Origin of the sequence: Microbispora sp. NPDC088329 (assembly GCF_040685655.1) — a bacterium.
GTDB lineage: Bacteria > Actinomycetota > Actinomycetes > Streptosporangiales > Streptosporangiaceae > Microbispora.
On sequence record NZ_JBFBIP010000003.1, the window covers coordinates 304,582 to 322,038 of the forward strand.

Genomic DNA, 17,457 nt, shown 5'->3' on the forward strand with positions numbered 1-17,457 from the left:
CGTATGACGCAAGAAAATAGCCGCCGACGCTGCCGGGTGCGCAAAGCGCATCCGTGCACCGTCCAGCAGCACCGTCCAGCAGCACCGTCCAGCAGCACCGGGCATCTGTCGCGCCATCAGTCACCGCCCTCTCGGGCATCCCGGCCGCCGTCCTCGCGCTGGTGGCCGCGCCGCGCGTCGCGGTCGAAGATGCCCAGGATCTCGCACGGCCCGCCTTCGGCGCCGATGGCGTGCGGCATCATCGTGGGGAACTCGGCGGCCTGATTGGCCTCGAGGCGGAAGCGGCGGTGGCCCAGCATGAGGATCGCCGTGCCGGACAGGACGACAAGCCATTCCCGGCCCGGGTGGGCGCGCATGCGGGCGGGGTTGTCGGGCGGGGGCTCGGTCATGCGCTGACGCATCACGGTCATGCCGGGGTCACTCTTGATCGGCCAGCGCATCACGCCGTGAGTGCCATCGATCATCGGGCTGGTGACGACGTCGTCGGCGGCGGTCTCGACCAACTGGTCGAGGGAGGTGTCGAGGGCGCGGGCGAGGGTGACCAGCTGATCCAGCGCGAGACGGCGCTGGCCGTTCTCGATGCGGCTCAGCGAGGACTGGCTGAGCCGGGCACGGGTGGCCAGCTCTTCCAGCGACCAACCCTGGGCGACCCGCAGGGCGCGGATGCGCTTGCGTACGAGGCTGTCCAGACCCTCATCTTCTTGCTTCATAGGCAACAGCCTATGCCGTTGATGCAAGGCGCGGATATCGTCGCACGTAGACGGCCCTGATCCGGTAGGGCCGACGTCCGCAGCCCGATCGGCCTGTGTCGCCGAGGACGCCGTCTTCCTGGCGCGTCCGGCACGCGGGCGCCTTCCCCGGCTCATCATCGTGGCGCGGACCTCACCTGCCCTTTGACCTGCCTTTTCGAGAGGAATTCATGAGCACCAACCAATCCGTACAGGGGGCAACCGCCGAGGCAAGCGGCAGGGGTGCGCCGGACGCGCGCCGACTGTGCACCATCCTGATCGCCGTCTGTGTCGCGTTGATGGCGGTCATCGCCTCGGTGACCGGGTTGAACGTCGCCCAGCCAGCCATGGCCGTCGAATTCGGCGCCTCACAGACCATGATCCTGTGGATCATCAACATCTACACCCTCACCCTGGCCGCGCTGCTGCTTCCGCTCGGCGCGATCGGTGACCGGCTGGGCCGCAAGCCCATGCTGATCACCGGGCTGAGCATCTTCGGAATCGCCAGCGCGTTGGCGGGCCTGGCCCCGTCGTCCGAGGTCATGATCGCCGCCCGCGTGCTCAGCGGTGTGGGCGCTGCGGTGATCATGCCGATCACCCTCGCTGTGATCACCTCGACCTTCCCGGACGAGCAGCGTGGAAAGGCGATCGGCGTGTGGACCGGCGTCGCCGGAGGCGGCGGCATCATCGGCATGTTCCTCTCCGCCCTGCTCGTGGACGTGGCGGACTGGCGGTGGCTGTTCGTGCTGCCCGTCGTCCTTGTCGTCGTCTCGCTCGGCATGATGCGGTCCGTGCCCGACTCTCGCGAGCGCTCCGGGCACTCCTTCGACACCATGGGCGCACTGGCCTCCGTCGTCGCTGTGGTGGGCCTCATCTTCGTCCTGCAGGAAGGCCCGGAGCGCGGCTGGAGCGACCCTGTCACTCTGATCAGTCTCGTCGCCGGTCTGGTGGCCCTGATCTTCTTCGTGGCCTGGGAGTTGCGCCGCGGGGACGCATCCCTGCTGGACGTGCGCCTCTTCCGCGAGCGCGGCCTGGCCGGCGGCTCCGTCACACTGCTGGTGGTCTTCGGTGTCCAGGCCGGTGTCTTCGTGGTCCTCTTCCCGTTCCTGCAAGCCGTCCTCGGCTGGTCGGGACTGCTGTCCACTTTGGCGATGATGCCCATGGCCGTGCTGATGATGATGACCTCCGGCTCGGCGCACAAGCTGGCCGCGCGTGTGGGCGCCCGCTCGACCATGGCGGCGGGAATCGCGTTGTTCGGCGCCGGTCTGGCCCTCATCGCCGGCATCGTTTCCGTCGACGGCGGCTATCTGTCCATCCTGCCCGGCATGCTCGCCATGGGCATCGGCATGGGCCTGTCGATGGCCCCCTCCACCGAGGCAATAACCAGTGCCCTGTCGCGAGAGAAGCAGGGTGTCGCCTCCGCGCTCAACGACATCACCCGCGAGTTCGGCACCGCACTCGGCGTCGCCCTGCTCGGCGCCCTCCTGGCGAGTGGTTACCGCAGTGCCATCGAGGACAGGCTCGGCGGCATCCCTCAAGGCGCGGCGGACGCCGCACGCCAGGGCGTCGCCAACGCCATCGAGGCCGCGGGCACTGCCGGCTCCCACGCGCGGGCGCTGGTCGACGCCGCCCGTCAGTCCTTCGTCCACGGCTGGCAGCAGGCCATGTGGGCAGGAGTCGTCGTCATGGGCGTCTTGTTCGTCTACATCGCCGTCCGCGGTCCGCGGAACAAGCTCTCCACGTCGGCGGGCGAGGAGAAAACCCCAGAAGACCGCCACCCCCAGGTGAGCGCGTAAGAGCTGAACCGGCTCGCGCAGGGCCTTGTCGGGCCGGTGGCCGGGTGCCCAGCACGTGCTCGCGGCCCCGAAGGGCCGTTGGTGCCGACGCTCTCAAAGCCGATCACGGCGGCGGGAACCCGAGGCGTTCGGATAGCTTGCGAGAATTACCCATCTCCCAAGTTATCCGGACGACGCCAGCACGCAACGGATGAGTATTTTCTATTTTCTATTTCCAGAAAATCAGAAATTGGCTATGCTGAGCCGCCGTGACGAGCTCCGTGACGATCACCGCGTGCAAGCACTGCGGCGCCCCCATAGAGCAGCCGGTACGGCGGGGCAGGCCGCGGGAATACTGCCCGGACGGCGACTGCCAGGCGGCGGCCAAGAGGGAGCGGGAGCTGCGCCGTGCCACACCGGGCCTGGAGGGCGCGCTCGCACGGGTGGAGGACCTGTACGAGCGCATGGAGAAAGGCCTGGCGGCGGCGATCGAGCCGCTCGCAACGGTGCTCGCCCAGGAGCTCAGCCCCGCGGGGGTCGAGGCGAAACTGAGCGCGATCCAGGCCGAGGCGCACACGAGCGTCGCCATCGCCCGCGCCGAGCGTGAGCAGGCGCTGGAGCAGGTGCGGCTGGCCCGCGAGGCCGCCGAGGAGGCCCGCGGGGAAGCGGAGAATGCCCGCCGCCGGATGGAGGAGGCCTACGCCGAGCGCGACACGGCCTTCGCCGACGCGGAGACCGCCCGCGAGCAGGCGCTGGCCGCCCTGCGGGAGGCGGCGAGCACCGAACGCCGCGCCAGGCAGGAGGCCGACCAGGCCACCCGCCGCGCCGAGGTCGCCGAGACCGCCCGCGAGCAGGCCGTACGAGAACTGGCCGAGCGGGTGGACCGGGCCGCGGCCGAGGTCGGACTGGCGCGGGACCAGGCCGACCAGGCCGTGCGGGAACGTGACGCGGCGCAGGCCGACGCGCGGGCGGCGCGTGCGGAGGCGGAGCTGGCCCGCCGTGCGCACCGTGAGGCCGAGCAGTCCAGCGCCGCCGCCCTCGCCCGCGCCCAGGCGGCCGAGGCCGAACGCGACCGCGCGGTCGCGCGGGCCGAGGCCGAACGCGACCGGGCCGTGGCGCAGGCCCATGACGAGCGTGACCGGGCGCTGGCCCGGGCCGAGGCGGCGGAGACCGCTCGCGAGCAGGCCGTCGCGGAGGCCGCCCGGGTGCGCGCGGAGGCGGCGCAGGCCGAGGCGCGCGCCGGAGCGGCGGACGCGGCGGCGGGACGGGCCGAGCAGCACGCCCGGGACGCCGCAGCGGAGCGGGAGCGCGTCCAGGCGGAGCTGGCGCTGGAACGGGCCCGGCTGGCCGACCTGCGTGCGCAGCTCGACGTGGCCCGGTCCGAGGCGGCCCAGCTGCGCGAACGCGCGGTCGCCGCCGAGCTGCGGCTGCGCCAGGAGGCGCCAGAACCCCCGCCCGGGCTGTGACGACGGTAAAAGCGGCGGACCACTTCCTTGTTCAGTCCGGGCTGGGCCGGGTTCGCACTCGGCCCAGCCCGCCAAACCACCGCAGCCGGCAGAACTGTGGACACGCCCCAGGACGGATCCGCCGTCGTTCGACGCGGTCGCCGAACACCCACGGCGCGCGGCCCATCTCACCCGCAACCCCTGGCGGCAAGAGGCCGCTTCCGGCGACTATCCGTTCATCCGGGCCATCGCAGATGCACGGGAGACGAGGGCGTCACCGTTGTGAGCAGCGGGACACCTCGGTGGTCGCGCTGCCGGCCTTCGGGGCATGCACCATCGGCCTGCCGCCACAGCTTCACCACCTCCGCCGCCGGTCTCGGAATGGCCGTGTCGGCGCTATCGGAGCTCGCCGAGGCGGGTCCGGGTTCTGGACGAGCTGAGCCTCGATACGCTGCAGCGTCGAGACCACGGCGGCGATCTCGTTGGCATCGGTGACGGTTCCCGCGAGCAGAGGGCTCCAGGCCTCCCTCAGCCGCCGCAGGTTCTCCCGCGCCTTGCACCGACCTGGGCGGCCCCTCCGCACACCTGACGATCGACGAAAGCACCCCCGGTGCGGCCGACACGATCAACGCCCGGACAAGTAAGCGCGGTCTGCAGTTCCCGAACTGCCAGGGCCAGACCGTCCGCGGTGACACCAAGTTCCTACGGCTGGCTGGGCCCTCGCGGCGCTGACGGTCAGTAGCCTGCTGCCGCGCGTACGCGGCGCCCGGCATCCCCGCAGCCAGGCTCTGAATGGTCTTCGCGATATGCCGGCGCCGCCTTGGCCTGTGGGCGTACGTCTCCGGGCCGATGCCGCGGGGGCAGCGGGCGATTAGTCTCGCGGCATGGACCCCGTGACGACTGCGCCCGTCGCCTACCGCGACCTCGTTACCCGGAGGGCACACCGCCGATGACGAGATCGAAGGCTGTGGCCTGGGCCGGGGGTGCCTTCTACCTCCTCATGATGGGCCTGCTGGTCGCGGGCACGGCGCGGGCGCCGGGCATGGTGCACGGGCTCGGTTCCCTGCTCGCCGTGAGTATGCTCGCCGGTGTGGTGCGGCGGATGCCGCTCCTGGCTCTGGCGATGGCGCTGGTCGGATCCACCGCCGTGGCGGCCGGCATGCCGAGCGCCACCCACGGGTCGGATCAGGGCCGGTTCCTGTCGTACCTGGCCGTGGACCTCGTCCTTGGTGCCGTCGTCGCCACCCGCGCACGCCGGACTTCGATCGGCGCCGTGGCCGTGTCATTCGTTGTGCAACTGCTGGTGATGGGCAGCTTCTCGTACGGGAACGACCTGATCGTCAACGGGGTGCTCGCCCTTCTGGCGATGGCCGCATCGTGCATGGCCGGTCTGCTGATTCGGCAGCGCCGTGAGCACGCGGCGGCGCTGCGATCGCAGGAGGTGGCCGAGGCCGTGACCGCGGAACGGCTGCGGCTCGCGCGGGAGTTGCACGACATGGTCGCCCACAGCATCGGCATCATCGCCATCCAGGCCGGTGTGGGGAGCCGGGTCATCCAGACCCAGCCGGCGGAGGCCCGCGAGGCGTTGCGCACCATCGAGGCCACCAGCAGACAGACCCTGTCGAGCCTTCGCCGGACGCTTGTGGCGCTCCGCCAGGCCGACCGGGGTGCGCTCGCCTCGCAGCGGTCACCGCTCGAACCCTCGCCGGGCCTGGCGGACGTCGAACGACTGGCGGCGGCGACCGCGGACGCGGGAGTACGCGTCGAGGTGCGCCGCACCGGGGAGCGACGTCCTTTGCCCGCCGACATCGATCTGGCCGCCTACCGCATTGTGCAGGAGGCGCTGACCAACGTGGTCCGCCACGCGGACACCGGCTGTTGCCGGGTGGCCATCGACTTCGGCGATGAGGAGCTGTCCGTGGAGGTCGTCGACGACGGGCGCGGCGCTCCCTGGAACGGATCGGCGCAGGGCTTCGGCATCGTGGGCATGCGGGAGCGGGCCGGCCTGCTCAACGGTCACCTCAGCGCCGGTCCGCGCCCCGAGGGGGGCTTCCGGGTGGCGGCCCGGCTGCCGCTGCCCGAACCCGCCGGTGTCGCGGTGGACGCCCGATGACCGTCCGGATCCTGCTCGCCGACGACCAGCCGCTGGTGCGGTCCGGGCTGCGGGTGCTCATAGCCGACCATCCCGACCTGGAGGTCGCCGGTGAGGCCGCCACGGGCGCCGAAGCGGTCCGGCTCGTCGGCGACCTCTGCCCCGATGTCGTGGTGATGGACATCAGGATGCCCGGCATGGACGGGATCGAGGCCACTCGCCGGATCACGGCCGGCCCGTCGGCGGCCCGCGTCCTGGTCCTGACCACCTTTGACGAGGACGACCACGTCTACGGCGCGCTCCGGGCCGGCGCGAGCGGCTTCGTGGTCAAGGACATGGCGCTGGACGACATCCTCGCGGCGATCCGGGTGGTCGCCGCCGGCGACGCACTGATCGCGCCGAGTGTGACCCGCCGCCTGATCGCGGACTTCGCCGGGAACCCCGCGGCCGCCCCGCAACGCCCCGCACGGCGGCCGCTCGGCGGCATCACCGAACGGGAACGGGAAGTGCTGACCCTGGTCGGACGCGGCCGGTCGAACACCGAGATCGCGCAGGACCTCTTCATCACGGTGGCCACCGCCAAAGCGCACGTGTCACGGCTGCTCACCAAACTGGGCGCCCGGGACAGGGTCCAGCTCGTGATCACCGCCTACGAGACGGGACTCGTCACGCCGCCACGCTGAAGACGTCCTCGATGACCCCAAGAGAAGTCCGTCACGTGCGGGGCTCGGCGGCGAGGGGCAGACGCAGGACGAGACGGGCACCGCCGTTCTGCTCGGCGGCGTACAACCGGCCCCCGTGCTCCTGGGCGATCTCCCGCGCGATGGACAGGCCGAGCCCTGACCCGCCGGGATCCCGTAGGCGTGCATCCTCTCGCCGGTAACGGCGTTCGAAGACGCGTTCGCGGTCCTCCGGCGGGATGCCGGGGCCGTCGTCGACGACCTCCAGGACGGCGTCGGGCGGGTCGGAGGTGACGACCACCTCGATCTTGGTGTGACTGTGCCGCTCGGCGTTGGTCATCAGGTTGCTCAGCAGCCGGGCCAGGCGGATCGCCGACGCACGCACGCACACGTGCGTATCGAGGCGGGTGATGACGGCCGCGGAGGGGGTGCGGCGGTCCAGTTCCTCGGTGACGAAGTCGGCGAGGTCGATCAGGCGGTTGTCCTCGGGGGGCCGGTTGTCCAGCCGGGCCAGGTCGAGCAGGTCGGCCACGATGTCGTTGAGCCGCTCGGCGTCGCGCAGCAGCTTGCGCAGGAGCCGGTGCAGGTCGCAACCGGGTTCGGACAGCGCGACCTCCAGCTCCGTCAGCAGGCCGGTGATGGGGTTGCGCAGGTCGTGGGAGGCGTCGTAGACCAGCCGTCGCTGCCGTTCGATGGCCTCGCGCAGCGCCGAGGTCGTCTCGCGCTGTTCCCGGTGCGCCTGCCTGAGCTGGTCGTTGAGGGTCCGCAACTGCAGGGTCAGGGAGTCGTTCCCGCCCTCCTTGTCTTCGTCCGCGCCGGAGCGGCGCAGCGCGCGGACGAGGTCGGTGACCTCCTCGGTGCTGAGGACGATCCATCTGACCTGGCCGTACGGACCGGGAACGGGAGTGAGGACCGTGCTCCAATACCGCTCCTCGAACGCCCCGGGCCGGTCCGCCGCCTCGACGTCGTACCTCTGCAGCGGAACGAAGTCGCGGCGCCCGGTGGTCAGCACCTGCTCCAGGGCGGCTCGCAGTGTCGGCGCCCCCTGCTGCTCGGAGTCCTCCGGCGCGGCGGGATTGGGCGGGAAGACGTCGAAGAGGCCGCGGCCGACGAAGGCGTCGCGATCGCGCCCGTGCGTCTTCAGGAAACCGTCGTTCACGTCGACCAGGACGAAAGCGGGGGTCAGCACCGCCGACGGGGCCTGACCGGCCCGGAACACCGCTTCATAGTCGATCTCTGACCTCATGACCACGGTGCCTTTCCCGCACCTTGTCTTCCGGCCCCCGCAGTCCGCAAGACTCCCGGCCGCGCGTCCGGCGGCCGTGTCGTCTCCTATGCCCATGAGGCGGCCTGTCACCGGGGGCCGCCGCCGAAGGGGTGACGGAAAAGCAGATGAAGACGCCGGCAGCCATCACGAGGACCGTCCACCGTCTCGTACGGCGGGCCGCACCGGCGATCAGGTCGAAGCCTCGCCGGTCGGCGGGGGCACGGCGCACGGGCGGAGGACCATGGACGAGCCCTCCACGGCCGCCACCATGGCGAAGGGGAACCGGTCGAGTTCAAGACAGAGTGCGACGTCGTCAGGATGGGCTCCTTGGCGCACGCCCTCCGCCAACTCGGCGGCCGCGCGCGACTCGCCGGCTCGGCGGAGGAACTCGGACGCATCCGCCCCGGCCCCGGTGGCCCTGCGCGCGATGTACTGAGCGCACGCCAGATCCTCATCGGCGCGCCCGTCGTCGCCGGTGACCACGAACGTGACACTGCCGCACTCGCGTGCGCGCAGAAGCCGAGCCGTCGCCTCCGCCACCACGAAGCCGGCGCACAGCACGAACGACGCCTCCTTGACCGCGAGGGCGCCGACCGTCCCTGCGGTGGTCTTCTGCACAACGGTCCGCCCGCCCAGGTCGGCAGACCGCAGCAGGCCCGGCGAGTTGACGGCGTCGAACCCGGTCGCCGGCGGACCGTCCTTGATCGCCACCCAATCCGGGTGGCGTGCCTTGAGCGCCAGGGCTTCGTCCAGCGACTCGGCGAGGACGATTTTCTCCGCCCCCCGGGCGAAGGCCCAGGCAGCCACGGTGAAGGCGCGCATGACGTCGACCACGACCGCCGCGGACGGGGCTTCGGCCAGCTCGGCGATGCCGAGGAAACGAGTGTCCATCCGGTCATGATCGCGCATGCCCGGCGCGGGATCCGGCCGGTTGCCGTGCTCCCCGGCGGCCGGCCCGCAGAGCCGGGCGGCCGCCGATAACCGTCACCCTCGGCAGGAGCTGAGCAGGGGCCCACCGCCTCAACCGGCGGGCGGCCGGGCCCTCCGGGACGTCCGTGCGACGGCGACGGCCGCCGCGGCGCACACCACCCCCGGCACGATCAGCGCGTACGCCGCGCCGCGGTGTCCCTGATCGGGAACGCCGAGGGCGACGAACGCCCCCGTCACGGCGACGCCGATCGTGGCGCCGCACTGCCGGGCCGCGTTGAGCAGCCCACCGGCCGCGCCGGCGGCGCCCTCGGGAGCCGCGGTCACGACCAGGGTGGCCAGCGCGGGCAGCGCGAACGACACACCGAAGCCGGTGGCGACCAGACCGGCCAGCAGGAACGGGTAGGAGGCGCCCGCCCGGACGGCCGCGCCGAACGCGACGCCGCCCGCAGTGAGCAGGCCGAGCCCCGCCAGCACCGGCGGCCGCGGCCCTGACCTGGCCACGAGCCTGCCGGTGAGCAGCGGATTGACGGCGAAGGGCAGCGTCATGGGCAGGAGCGCCGCTCCGATCCGCCCCGGAGTCAGGCCGAGCGCCTGCTGGAACAGCAGCGGCAGCACGAACAGCACCCCGCTCATCGCGAAGTTGACCGCAGCGCCCGCCAGCAGCGCGGCGGGCATACCGGGCGCGCGGAGCACGGCGGGCGCCAGAACCGGCGCGTGGCCGCGCCGCTCCCGTACGGCGAAGGCGCACACCGACGGCACCGTCGCGCCCGCCGACCAGGCGGCGTGGACGAGGGACCGGGCGCCGAGGGCGATCAGCGTGTCGGTCAGCAGCGCCACCGCGGCGCAGGCCAGGATCTGGCCGGCCCAGTCGATCCGCCGGTCGCCGCGCGGGCAGCGCACGGCGGGCACGGCGGTGAGCACGAGGGTGACGGCGGCGAGCGGCACGTTGATCAGGAAAATCGCCCGCCAGCCCGCCAGATCGGTCAGCGCCCCGCCGGCCACCGGGCCGGCGACGAGCGCGGCGCCGCTGGTCGCCGCCCAGACGGCCACGGCCCGGGTTCGTTCTGCGGGCACCGGATACAGCCGGGCGATCATGGCCATGGACGCGGGGACGCAGCCCGCGGCGGCCAGGCCGAGCAGCGCCCGCAGCCCGACCAGCGCCCACAGCGACGGTGCGAGCGCGGTCAGCAGGCTGCCCAGACCGAATGCGGTGACCGCCGCCCGGAACACGCGGTGCGCGCCGTACCGGTCGGCCACCGACCCGGCGGTCAGCAGCGCCGCGCCGAACACGAGGGTGTAGCCGGTCACGGCCCACTGCAGCCCCGCGACGCCCGCTCCGCCGAAGGAACGCGCGAGATCGGGCTCGGCGACCGACACGACGGTGGTGTCGAGCAGCACCATGAAATAGCCGAGCGCGATCCCGGTCAGCGCGCGAGCCCGGGCCGGCGTGTCCGGGGGAGAGGCGGTGATCGTCATGAGAATCTCCAGGAAGGTGAATCAACCTGGGCCTCACTGTGGAGCCGGCCGCCGTACGAGCTCCACCGGCCCGGCCGCAGGGAGCGTTCGGAATAACCGAACGCTCCCGGCCTGTTCGCTGCGGCATGGAACTGCGGCAGTTGCGCACCTTCGAGGCGGTTGTGACTCATCGCACGGTCACCGACGCCGCCGTCGCCCTGGATCTGGCGCCGTCGTCGGTGTCGGAGCAGATCAGGACGCTGGAACGGGACCTCGGGGTCGCGCTGTTCGACCGGGGACCCCGGGGGATGCGCCTGACCGCGGCGGGCGAGCGGCTGCGCGGCTGGGCGCGCCGCCTGCTCGAGCAGGCCGACCAGGCCAGACGCGACGTGGCCGGGACGCGCCCGGTGCTGCGGCTGGGCGCCCTGGAGACGATCGCGGCCGTGCACGTGCCCGAGGTTCTGTCCCGGCTGGCCGAGCGCCGGCCCGACCTCGTGGTCGAGGTGCGGTCGGACGGCGTCCGCGACCGACTCCTGAACGCGGTCGCCGCCGCGGACCTCGACGCGGCGCTGCTGCTGGACACCGGAGAAGACGTCGGCGGGCTCGGCTTCGGCGCGCCGGACACGCCGCTTGCCTTCCTCGACCTCGATCCCGTGCCGCTCGCGCTGGTCGCCGCACCCGATCATCCGCTGGCCGCCGCGTCGCGGCTGCGCGAGGAGGACCTGTACGGCCAGCGGCTGCTGGTCAACGTGCCCGCCTGCTCGTTGTGGCTGGCGGGGGAGCGCCTGCTGGGCGACCGGGTGGAGCGGGTGCGGGCGGGGGGAGTGCCCGTCATGCGGGCCTGGGCCGAGCGTGGCCTCGGGATCACTTTGCTGCCGTGGTTCGCGGTCGCCGATCGGGTCGCCGCCGGTGCTCTCGCCCGGCTCGCGCTCGATGTCCGCGGTCTGAGCCTGCGCCTGGTGTGGCGGGCCGACCGCGAGGCCCTCCCCGGCATGCGGGAGGTCCTGTACGCCAGCGCCGGAGGCCGTTGAGTCAGCGGATGGCCCTGCGGGCGTCCTCCAGCGCCTTTTCCAGGCGGTGGTGCACGTCCTGCAACTCCCGATGCCAGGCGAAGATGCGGTTGCGCAGCATGACGGCACTCAGCGGAAGTCGTCTGCGTGCTCGTCGGCCCACTGCGCGAACCCCCGGGCGGGCAGCCCGGTGAGCCGCTCGACGGCAGGTGACACGGTGGCGGGCACTCCCACGGAGGCGGCCCACATGGCCAGGAGCTCGTCGACGACGGAACGCGGCATGCCGTAGCGGGCCATCCGTTCGCGGGCCTGCTCCGGCGTCTCCTCGACGAAGGAGAGCTCACGGCCCAGCGCGCGGGCGAGGATGGCGACCTGCTCGCGGAAGGTGAGCGACTGCGGCCCGGTGAGCGAGTATCGCCGGCCCGCGTGGCCGCCCCTCAGCGCGATCGCGGCGACGGCGGCGAGGTCGGCCTCGTGCACGGGTGCGGTCGCCGCGTCCGGATACGGGGCACGCACCGCGCCCTGGTGCCGGATCATGCCGCCCCAGTGCCGCAGGGCGTTGGAGGCGTACGCGTTGGGCCGCAGATGAGTCCACTCCAGCCCGGCGTCGGCGAGCGGCCGCTCCACGCCGGCCGGGTCGTCGTCGAGTCCGGACACCACCACGATCCGCTTGACCCCGGCACGCGCGGCGGCCGCGGCGAACCCGCCGGCCGCCCGGCCGGCGGAGAACAGATACACCGCTTCCACGCCGGTCAACACCGGCGCCAGCGACGCCGGCTCGCCCAGGTCACCGCCCACCGCCCGCACCCCGGACGGCAGGTCCGTCAAACACGACTAGCGCCGGCTAGTCAAACACGAGTAGCGCACCCGTGGTAGCGCGCCGGTGCCGCCCATGCGACACTCACTGTTATAGAACTCTTTGTAGAGTTATAGAACGATTGGGGGATGGCATGCGAGATGTGCTGCCGTGGAGTGAGCCGGTCCCGCTGGACGGGACGATGGGCGAGCCTCAGACACGGGGCCGATTCGGCGAGTACGGCGGACGGTACGCGCCGGAGTCCCTGGTGGAGGCGTGCCGCGAGGTGGAGGGGGCGTTCCGGGAGGCCTGGGTGGATCCGGGGTTCCGCGGCGCCCTGGCGCGGCTGCTCGCCGTGCACGCCGGGCGGCCGACCCCGCTCACACCGGCCCACCGGCTGTCGGAGACGCTGGGCGTGCGGCTGTATCTCAAACGCGAGGATCTCACCCACACCGGATCCCACAAGATCAACAATGTGCTGGGCCAGGCCCTGCTGGCCACCCGGATGGGACGGCGCAGGCTGATCGCCGAGACGGGGGCGGGCCAGCACGGGGTGGCCACCGCGACCGCCGCCGCGCTGCTCGGGCTGGAGGCCACGGTGTTCATGGGCGAGCGCGACATCGAGCGGCAGGCGCTGAACGTCTTCCGGATGCGCATGCTGGGCGCCGAGGTGGTCCCGGTGACAACGGGCAGCCGCACCCTCAAGGACGCGACGAGCGAGGCCATGCGGCACTGGGTGGGCGCGACCGGCGACTCCCACTACTGCATCGGCTCGGTCCTCGGGCCGGATCCCTACCCGTGGATGGTCAGGGAGTTCCAGCGGGTCATCGGCGACGAGGCCCGCGGGCAGTGCGCCGCCGAGCTGCGGACCGGCGTGCCGGACTACGTGGTCGCGTGCGTCGGCGGCGGCTCCAACGCGGCCGGCACGTTCGCCGGATTCGCCGACACCCCGGCGCGCCTGGTCGGTGTCGAGGCCGACGGCGGCGCGGGGGCGACCCGCGGCCGGCTGGGCGTCCTGCACGGCTGCCGCTCGCTGTTCCTGCAGGACGACGACGGGCAGATCGTCCAGGCGCACTCCATCGCCGCCGGGCTCGACTACCCGGGAGTCGGCCCGGAGCACGCCCACCTGCGCGATCTGGGCCGGGCCCGCTACGTCACGGTGACCGACGACGAGGCCGTCGGCGCGGCGGTACGGCTGGCGCGTGCCGAAGGCATCGTCCCGGCGCTCGAATCGGCGCACGCCCTCGCCTGGGTGATCCGCGCGGCGGGCGACGGCGAGTTGCCCGCGGGATCGACGGTGATGATGACGTTGTCCGGCCGGGGCGACAAGGACGTGTCAACCCTGAAGGAGCTGCTGTGACGAACTCCACCCTGGCCCCGGGCGCGGTCGAGCGCCACCTGCGTGCCCGCCGGGACGCCGGCCGCGGCCTGCTCATGCCGTACGTCACCGGCGGGATCACGCCCGGCTGGACGGACTACCTGCGGGCGTTCGCCGCCGCGGGAGCGGACGCGATCGAGGTCGGCCTGCCCTTCTCCGACCCCACGCTGGACGGCGTCACCATCCAGCAGGCAGGCGACACGGCACTGGCGCGGGGGGCGAGCACCCGCCGGATCCTCGCCGACCTGTCCGCCATGCCGGACCTGGGAGTGCCGTTGGTCGCCAGCACCTACTACAACCTGGTGCTGCACGACGGCCCCGCGGCGTTCTGTGCCGCGCTGCGCGGGGCCGGCGTCGACGGCCTGATCGTGCCCGACCTGCCGGTGCACGAGGCGGACGAGCTGATGGACGTGGCCGCCGCCGCCGGGATCGAGCCGGCCCTGCTGGCGTCGCCGGCGACGCCGCAGCCACGGCTGGCGGAGATCGCGTGCCGCAGCCGCGGATTCGTCTACGCGGTGTCCCTGATGGGCACCACCGGTGAGCGGGCCGCCCTCGCCGCGTCGGCGGCGGAGCTCACCGAGCGGATCAGGCGCGTGACCGACCGGCCGGTCTTGCTAGGATTTGGCGTTTCCACCCCGGACCAGGCACGCGAAGCCCGCCGGCACGCCGACGGCGTGGTGGTCGGCGCCGCCGTCATGCGGCGGGTGCTCGACGGGGCCGGGCCGGACGACCTTCGGACCTTCCTCGCGGCCCTGCGGCGAGCCCTCGACCAGGAGTGTGACCGACCACGATGACCCCCGACGCCGGGCACGAGGCGAGATACCGCGCCATCGCCGCCGACCTCGCCGCGAAGATCCGGTCGGGACACTACGCCCCCGGGGAGGCCCTGCCGCCGCAACGGGAGCTGAGCGCCTCCTACGGGGTGACCCTCATGACGCTGCGGCAGGCGTTGCGGGAGCTCAGCGACGAGAGGCTGATCGTGCAGCAGCCCGGCAGGGGCACGTTCGTCGCCCCGCCCCACCTGTCGTACCAGCTCGACTCGCTCCGCAGCCTGGTCGACGACCTGCGTAAACAGGGCCACGACGTGCGCACCGCGGTGGTCGGGCGGGCGGTGCGCCGGGCCCCCGCCCCGATCGCCGCGGAGCTGCGGCTGCGTCCCGGCGACACCGCCCTGCGGCTGGAGCGGGTCCGCGAGTTCGCGGGACGTCCCGCCGTGCACCAGGTGTCCTGGGTCCGGCGGCCGGTGGCCGACCAGATCCGCGACCGCGACTTCACCGCCGTCTCCCTCTACACGGCCCTCGCCGACGCGGGGGTGGCGGTCGCCCGGGCGTCGGAGGTGGTCCGGCCCGGTCTGCTCGGCCCCGCCGCCGCCCGCCACCTGCACGAGCCGCAGGGCGGCCCGGTGCTCCTCAGCACCCGGATCACCTACACCCTCGACGCCACGCCCGTGGTGTCCGACCACGCCACCATCCTCGGCAGCATGATGGAGATCCGCACCGAACGCGCCGCCACCGGCCTGTCTCTCACCTGGGGCCCCACCAGCTGAGACCCTCCCGCCGCACACGCCGGCGGCACCTCGGCCGTGGCGGGAAAAGGATTGGACGGGCCGATGCTCGGACTTGTAGCTTGCAGCTGACCGTGACGCCGCCCGAGGAGGTGAGACCCATGAACGCTGTATCGATGTGGGTGCTCCCCCTTCCCGTCACGGCCGGGCGATCGACGTAGGTGTCGCCGGGAGCGCCTCACCAACAAGGCACTCCCGAAAGGCAACACCTATGGACTCTCAGTTCACCGCCGGGCCGTCGTCGAACGACAGGGCCGGGCGCGACGCCACCGTGGGCGACGTCCCGGGGCCCCGGTCGCCGGCCTCCGGCGCCGATCACGCACCCCTTCCGTTCGACGTGATCATCGCCGGGTGCGGGCCGACCGGCGCGATGCTGGCCGCCGAACTGCGGCTGCACGATGTGCGGGTGCTCGTTCTGGAGAAGGAAACCGAGCCCAAGTCGTTCGTCCGCATCGTCGGTCTGCACATTCGCAGTCTCGAGCTGATGGCGATGCGCGGACTGCTGGATCGCGTTCTCCCGCATGGAAGACGGCGTCCGGCCGGCGGTTTCTTCGCCGCCATCCCCAAACCCGCGCCCGCGGGCCTGGATTCCGCGTACGCCTATCTGCTGGGCATCCCGCAGCCGGTCGTGGAACGCCTCCTGGAAGAACACGCGACCGCACTGGGCGCGCAGGTCCGGCGTGGTTGCGCGGTCGCCGGTCTCGAGCAGGACGACGAGGGCGTGACCGTCGAGCTGGCCGACGGGGAACAGCTGCGTTCGCGCTATCTCGTCGGCTGTGACGGCGGGCGCAGCACGGTGCGCAAACTGCTCGGTGTCGGCTTCCCCGGCGAGCCCTCACGCAACGACACGCTGATGGGCGAGATGGAAGTGGGTGTGCCGCAGGAGGAGATCGCCGCCAAGGTGGCCGAACTCCGCGAGACCCATCAGCGATTCTGGCTCCGGCCCTTCGGCGGAGGGGTCTACAGCGTCGTCGTCCCCGCCCTGGGAGTCGGTGATCGCGCGAAGCCGCCCACCCTCGAGGATTTCAAACAGGCGCTGCGCGCCATCGCCGGAACCGATTTCGGTGTGCACTCCCCGCGTTGGATGTCCCGCTTCGGGGATGCCACCCGGCTGGCCGAACGTTACCGGGTCGGGCGGGTGCTGCTGGCCGGGGACGCGGCACACATCCACCCGCCCATCGGCGGACAGGGCCTCAACCTGGGCGTCCAGGACGCGTTCAACCTCGGCTGGAAACTGGCCGCACAGATCCGCGGCTGGGCGCCGGAGACACTGCTGGACACCTACCAGGCCGAACGCCGACCGGTCGCCGAGGACGTGCTGGACAACACCCGCGCCCAGATGGAACTGCTGTCCGCCGAACCGGGCGCCCAGGCCGTGCGCCGGCTGCTCTCCGAGCTGATGGACTTCGACGAGGTGAACCGCCATCTGATCGAGAAGATCACCGCCATCGGCATCCGCTACGACTTCGGCGAAGGGCCCGACCTGCTCGGCAGCCGCCTGCCCGACATCGACGTGAAACAGGGCAACCTCTACAGCCTGCTGCATCGCGGCCGCGGCCTGCTGCTGGACCGGACCGAACGCCTGACCGTCGGCGGCTGGTCGGACCGGGTCGATCACCTCGCGGATCCCGCTGCGGCGCTGGATGTTCCGTGCGTCCTGCTACGCCCTGACGGCCACGTCGCCTGGATCGGCGACGATCAGCAGGACCTGGACGACCACCTCTCCCGCTGGTTCGGCAGGCCCGCCGACTGATCTCACCTGAGCGGCGGCCATCCCGCGGATGCGCGGGCCGGACATCAACCGCCCGCCGGCATGGCGGAAAACGGCCATGCCGGCGGGCGGTGGCCGCGCGAAAGTGTCGGTGGCGCGACGTACTATCCCCAGGTGACCAGCAGAACCGCCTCGCCGCAGCACCTGCGCGATCTCGCGCTGCTGCGCCGAGTCCGTGACCGCATCGACCGGGAGTACGCACAGCCGCTGGACGTCGAGGCGCTCGCCCATGGTGTGAACATGTCGGCCGGGCACCTCAGCCGCCAGTTCCGGCTCGCCTACGGCGAATCGCCGTACAGCTATCTGATGACGCGGCGCATCGAACGCGCGATGGCGTTGCTGCGCCGTGGCGACCTCAGCGTGACCGAGGTCTGCTTCGCGGTGGGCTGCTCGTCTCTGGGCACCTTCAGCACCCGCTTCACCGAGCTGGTCGGCGTGCCGCCCAGCACCTACCGACGCCAGGCGGCGGACGCGACCGCGGGCATGCCGCCCTGTGTGGCGAAACAGGTGACCAGGCCGGTCAGGAATCGAGAAGCGCCACTCGCCGAGCCGCGGCTAGCGTGACG

15 protein-coding genes are annotated in these 17,457 nt (G+C 72.4%); 10 read left to right on the plus strand and 5 right to left on the minus strand.

Going from position 1 to position 17,457, the window contains the following annotated elements; genetic code table 11:
- Positions 1-116: 116 nt before the first annotated feature.
- Positions 117-710, minus strand: coding sequence for an XRE family transcriptional regulator (locus AB0O28_RS08745; protein WP_363637830.1), 594 nt, complete (start codon positions 708-710; stop codon positions 117-119).
- A gap of 209 nt (positions 711-919) precedes the next feature.
- Here AB0O28_RS08745 and AB0O28_RS08750 point away from each other — a divergent pair, with 209 nt between their 5' ends.
- The 4 genes from AB0O28_RS08750 (at position 920) to AB0O28_RS08765 (ending at position 6,723) form a co-directional block, all read left to right on the plus strand.
- Complete coding sequence (locus AB0O28_RS08750) at positions 920-2,524, plus strand: MFS transporter (RefSeq protein WP_363637833.1); 1,605 nt, start codon at positions 920-922, stop codon at positions 2,522-2,524.
- A 248-nt stretch (positions 2,525-2,772) separates the two neighbouring features.
- A complete protein-coding gene (locus tag AB0O28_RS08755) occupies positions 2,773-3,969 on the plus strand; it encodes a hypothetical protein (protein WP_363637836.1) in 1,197 nt (398 codons plus the stop codon).
- Positions 3,970-4,897: 928 nt separating this feature from the next.
- Complete coding sequence (locus AB0O28_RS08760) at positions 4,898-6,061, plus strand: sensor histidine kinase (protein WP_363637838.1); 1,164 nt, start codon at positions 4,898-4,900, stop codon at positions 6,059-6,061.
- Entirely contained in the window at positions 6,058-6,723 is a 666-nt protein-coding gene (locus AB0O28_RS08765) for a response regulator transcription factor (RefSeq protein WP_363637840.1), read from the plus strand. The genes AB0O28_RS08760 and AB0O28_RS08765 overlap by 4 nt, the downstream gene beginning before the upstream one ends.
- A 31-nt stretch (positions 6,724-6,754) precedes the next feature.
- Here AB0O28_RS08765 and AB0O28_RS08770 read toward each other — a convergent pair whose 3' ends face one another.
- From AB0O28_RS08770 to AB0O28_RS08780, 3 genes are all read right to left on the minus strand, one after another.
- Entirely contained in the window at positions 6,755-7,966 is a 1,212-nt protein-coding gene (locus AB0O28_RS08770) for an ATP-binding protein (RefSeq protein ID WP_363637842.1), read from the minus strand.
- A gap of 210 nt (positions 7,967-8,176) precedes the next feature.
- Positions 8,177-8,878 carry a 2-phosphosulfolactate phosphatase gene (locus tag AB0O28_RS08775; RefSeq protein ID WP_363637844.1) on the minus strand — a complete coding sequence of 234 codons (702 nt, stop codon included), beginning with the start codon at positions 8,876-8,878 and terminating at the stop codon, positions 8,177-8,179.
- 129 nt (positions 8,879-9,007) lie between these two features.
- Positions 9,008-10,393, minus strand: a complete 1,386-nt coding sequence (locus AB0O28_RS08780) for an MFS transporter (RefSeq protein WP_363637846.1) — start codon at positions 10,391-10,393, stop codon at positions 9,008-9,010.
- A gap of 125 nt (positions 10,394-10,518) precedes the next feature.
- On the opposite strand from AB0O28_RS08780, the gene AB0O28_RS08785 reads away from it, so the two are divergent.
- Positions 10,519-11,403, plus strand: a complete 885-nt coding sequence (locus tag AB0O28_RS08785; protein WP_363637848.1) for a LysR family transcriptional regulator — start codon at positions 10,519-10,521, stop codon at positions 11,401-11,403.
- Between the two features lie 108 nt (positions 11,404-11,511).
- Here AB0O28_RS08785 and AB0O28_RS08790 read toward each other — a convergent pair whose 3' ends face one another.
- Positions 11,512-12,210 (minus strand): NAD(P)H-binding protein, encoded by a 699-nt coding sequence (locus AB0O28_RS08790; protein WP_363637850.1) that lies wholly within the window; start codon positions 12,208-12,210, stop codon positions 11,512-11,514.
- Between the two features lie 170 nt (positions 12,211-12,380).
- Here AB0O28_RS08790 and trpB point away from each other — a divergent pair, with 170 nt between their 5' ends.
- The 5 genes from trpB to AB0O28_RS08815 all read left to right on the plus strand — a co-directional run bounded on the left by trpB (position 12,381) and on the right by AB0O28_RS08815 (position 17,455).
- Positions 12,381-13,538, plus strand: coding sequence for a tryptophan synthase subunit beta (trpB, locus tag AB0O28_RS08795; protein WP_363638396.1), 1,158 nt, complete (start codon positions 12,381-12,383; stop codon positions 13,536-13,538).
- The gene (gene trpA / locus AB0O28_RS08800) at positions 13,535-14,350 is read left to right on the plus strand and encodes a tryptophan synthase subunit alpha (RefSeq protein WP_363637852.1); all 816 of its coding nucleotides are present in this window, start codon (positions 13,535-13,537) and stop codon (positions 14,348-14,350) included. The genes trpB and trpA overlap by 4 nt, the downstream gene beginning before the upstream one ends.
- A complete protein-coding gene (locus tag AB0O28_RS08805) occupies positions 14,347-15,102 on the plus strand; it encodes a GntR family transcriptional regulator (RefSeq protein WP_363637855.1) in 756 nt (251 codons plus the stop codon). Before trpA ends, AB0O28_RS08805 begins: the two co-directional genes overlap by 4 nt.
- Before the next feature lie 229 nt (positions 15,103-15,331).
- Positions 15,332-16,873 (plus strand): rifampin monooxygenase, encoded by a 1,542-nt coding sequence (gene rox / locus AB0O28_RS08810; RefSeq protein ID WP_363637858.1) that lies wholly within the window; start codon positions 15,332-15,334, stop codon positions 16,871-16,873.
- Positions 16,874-17,005: 132 nt separating this feature from the next.
- Entirely contained in the window at positions 17,006-17,455 is a 450-nt protein-coding gene (locus AB0O28_RS08815) for a helix-turn-helix transcriptional regulator (RefSeq protein WP_363637860.1), read from the plus strand.
- Positions 17,456-17,457 lie beyond the last annotated feature (2 nt).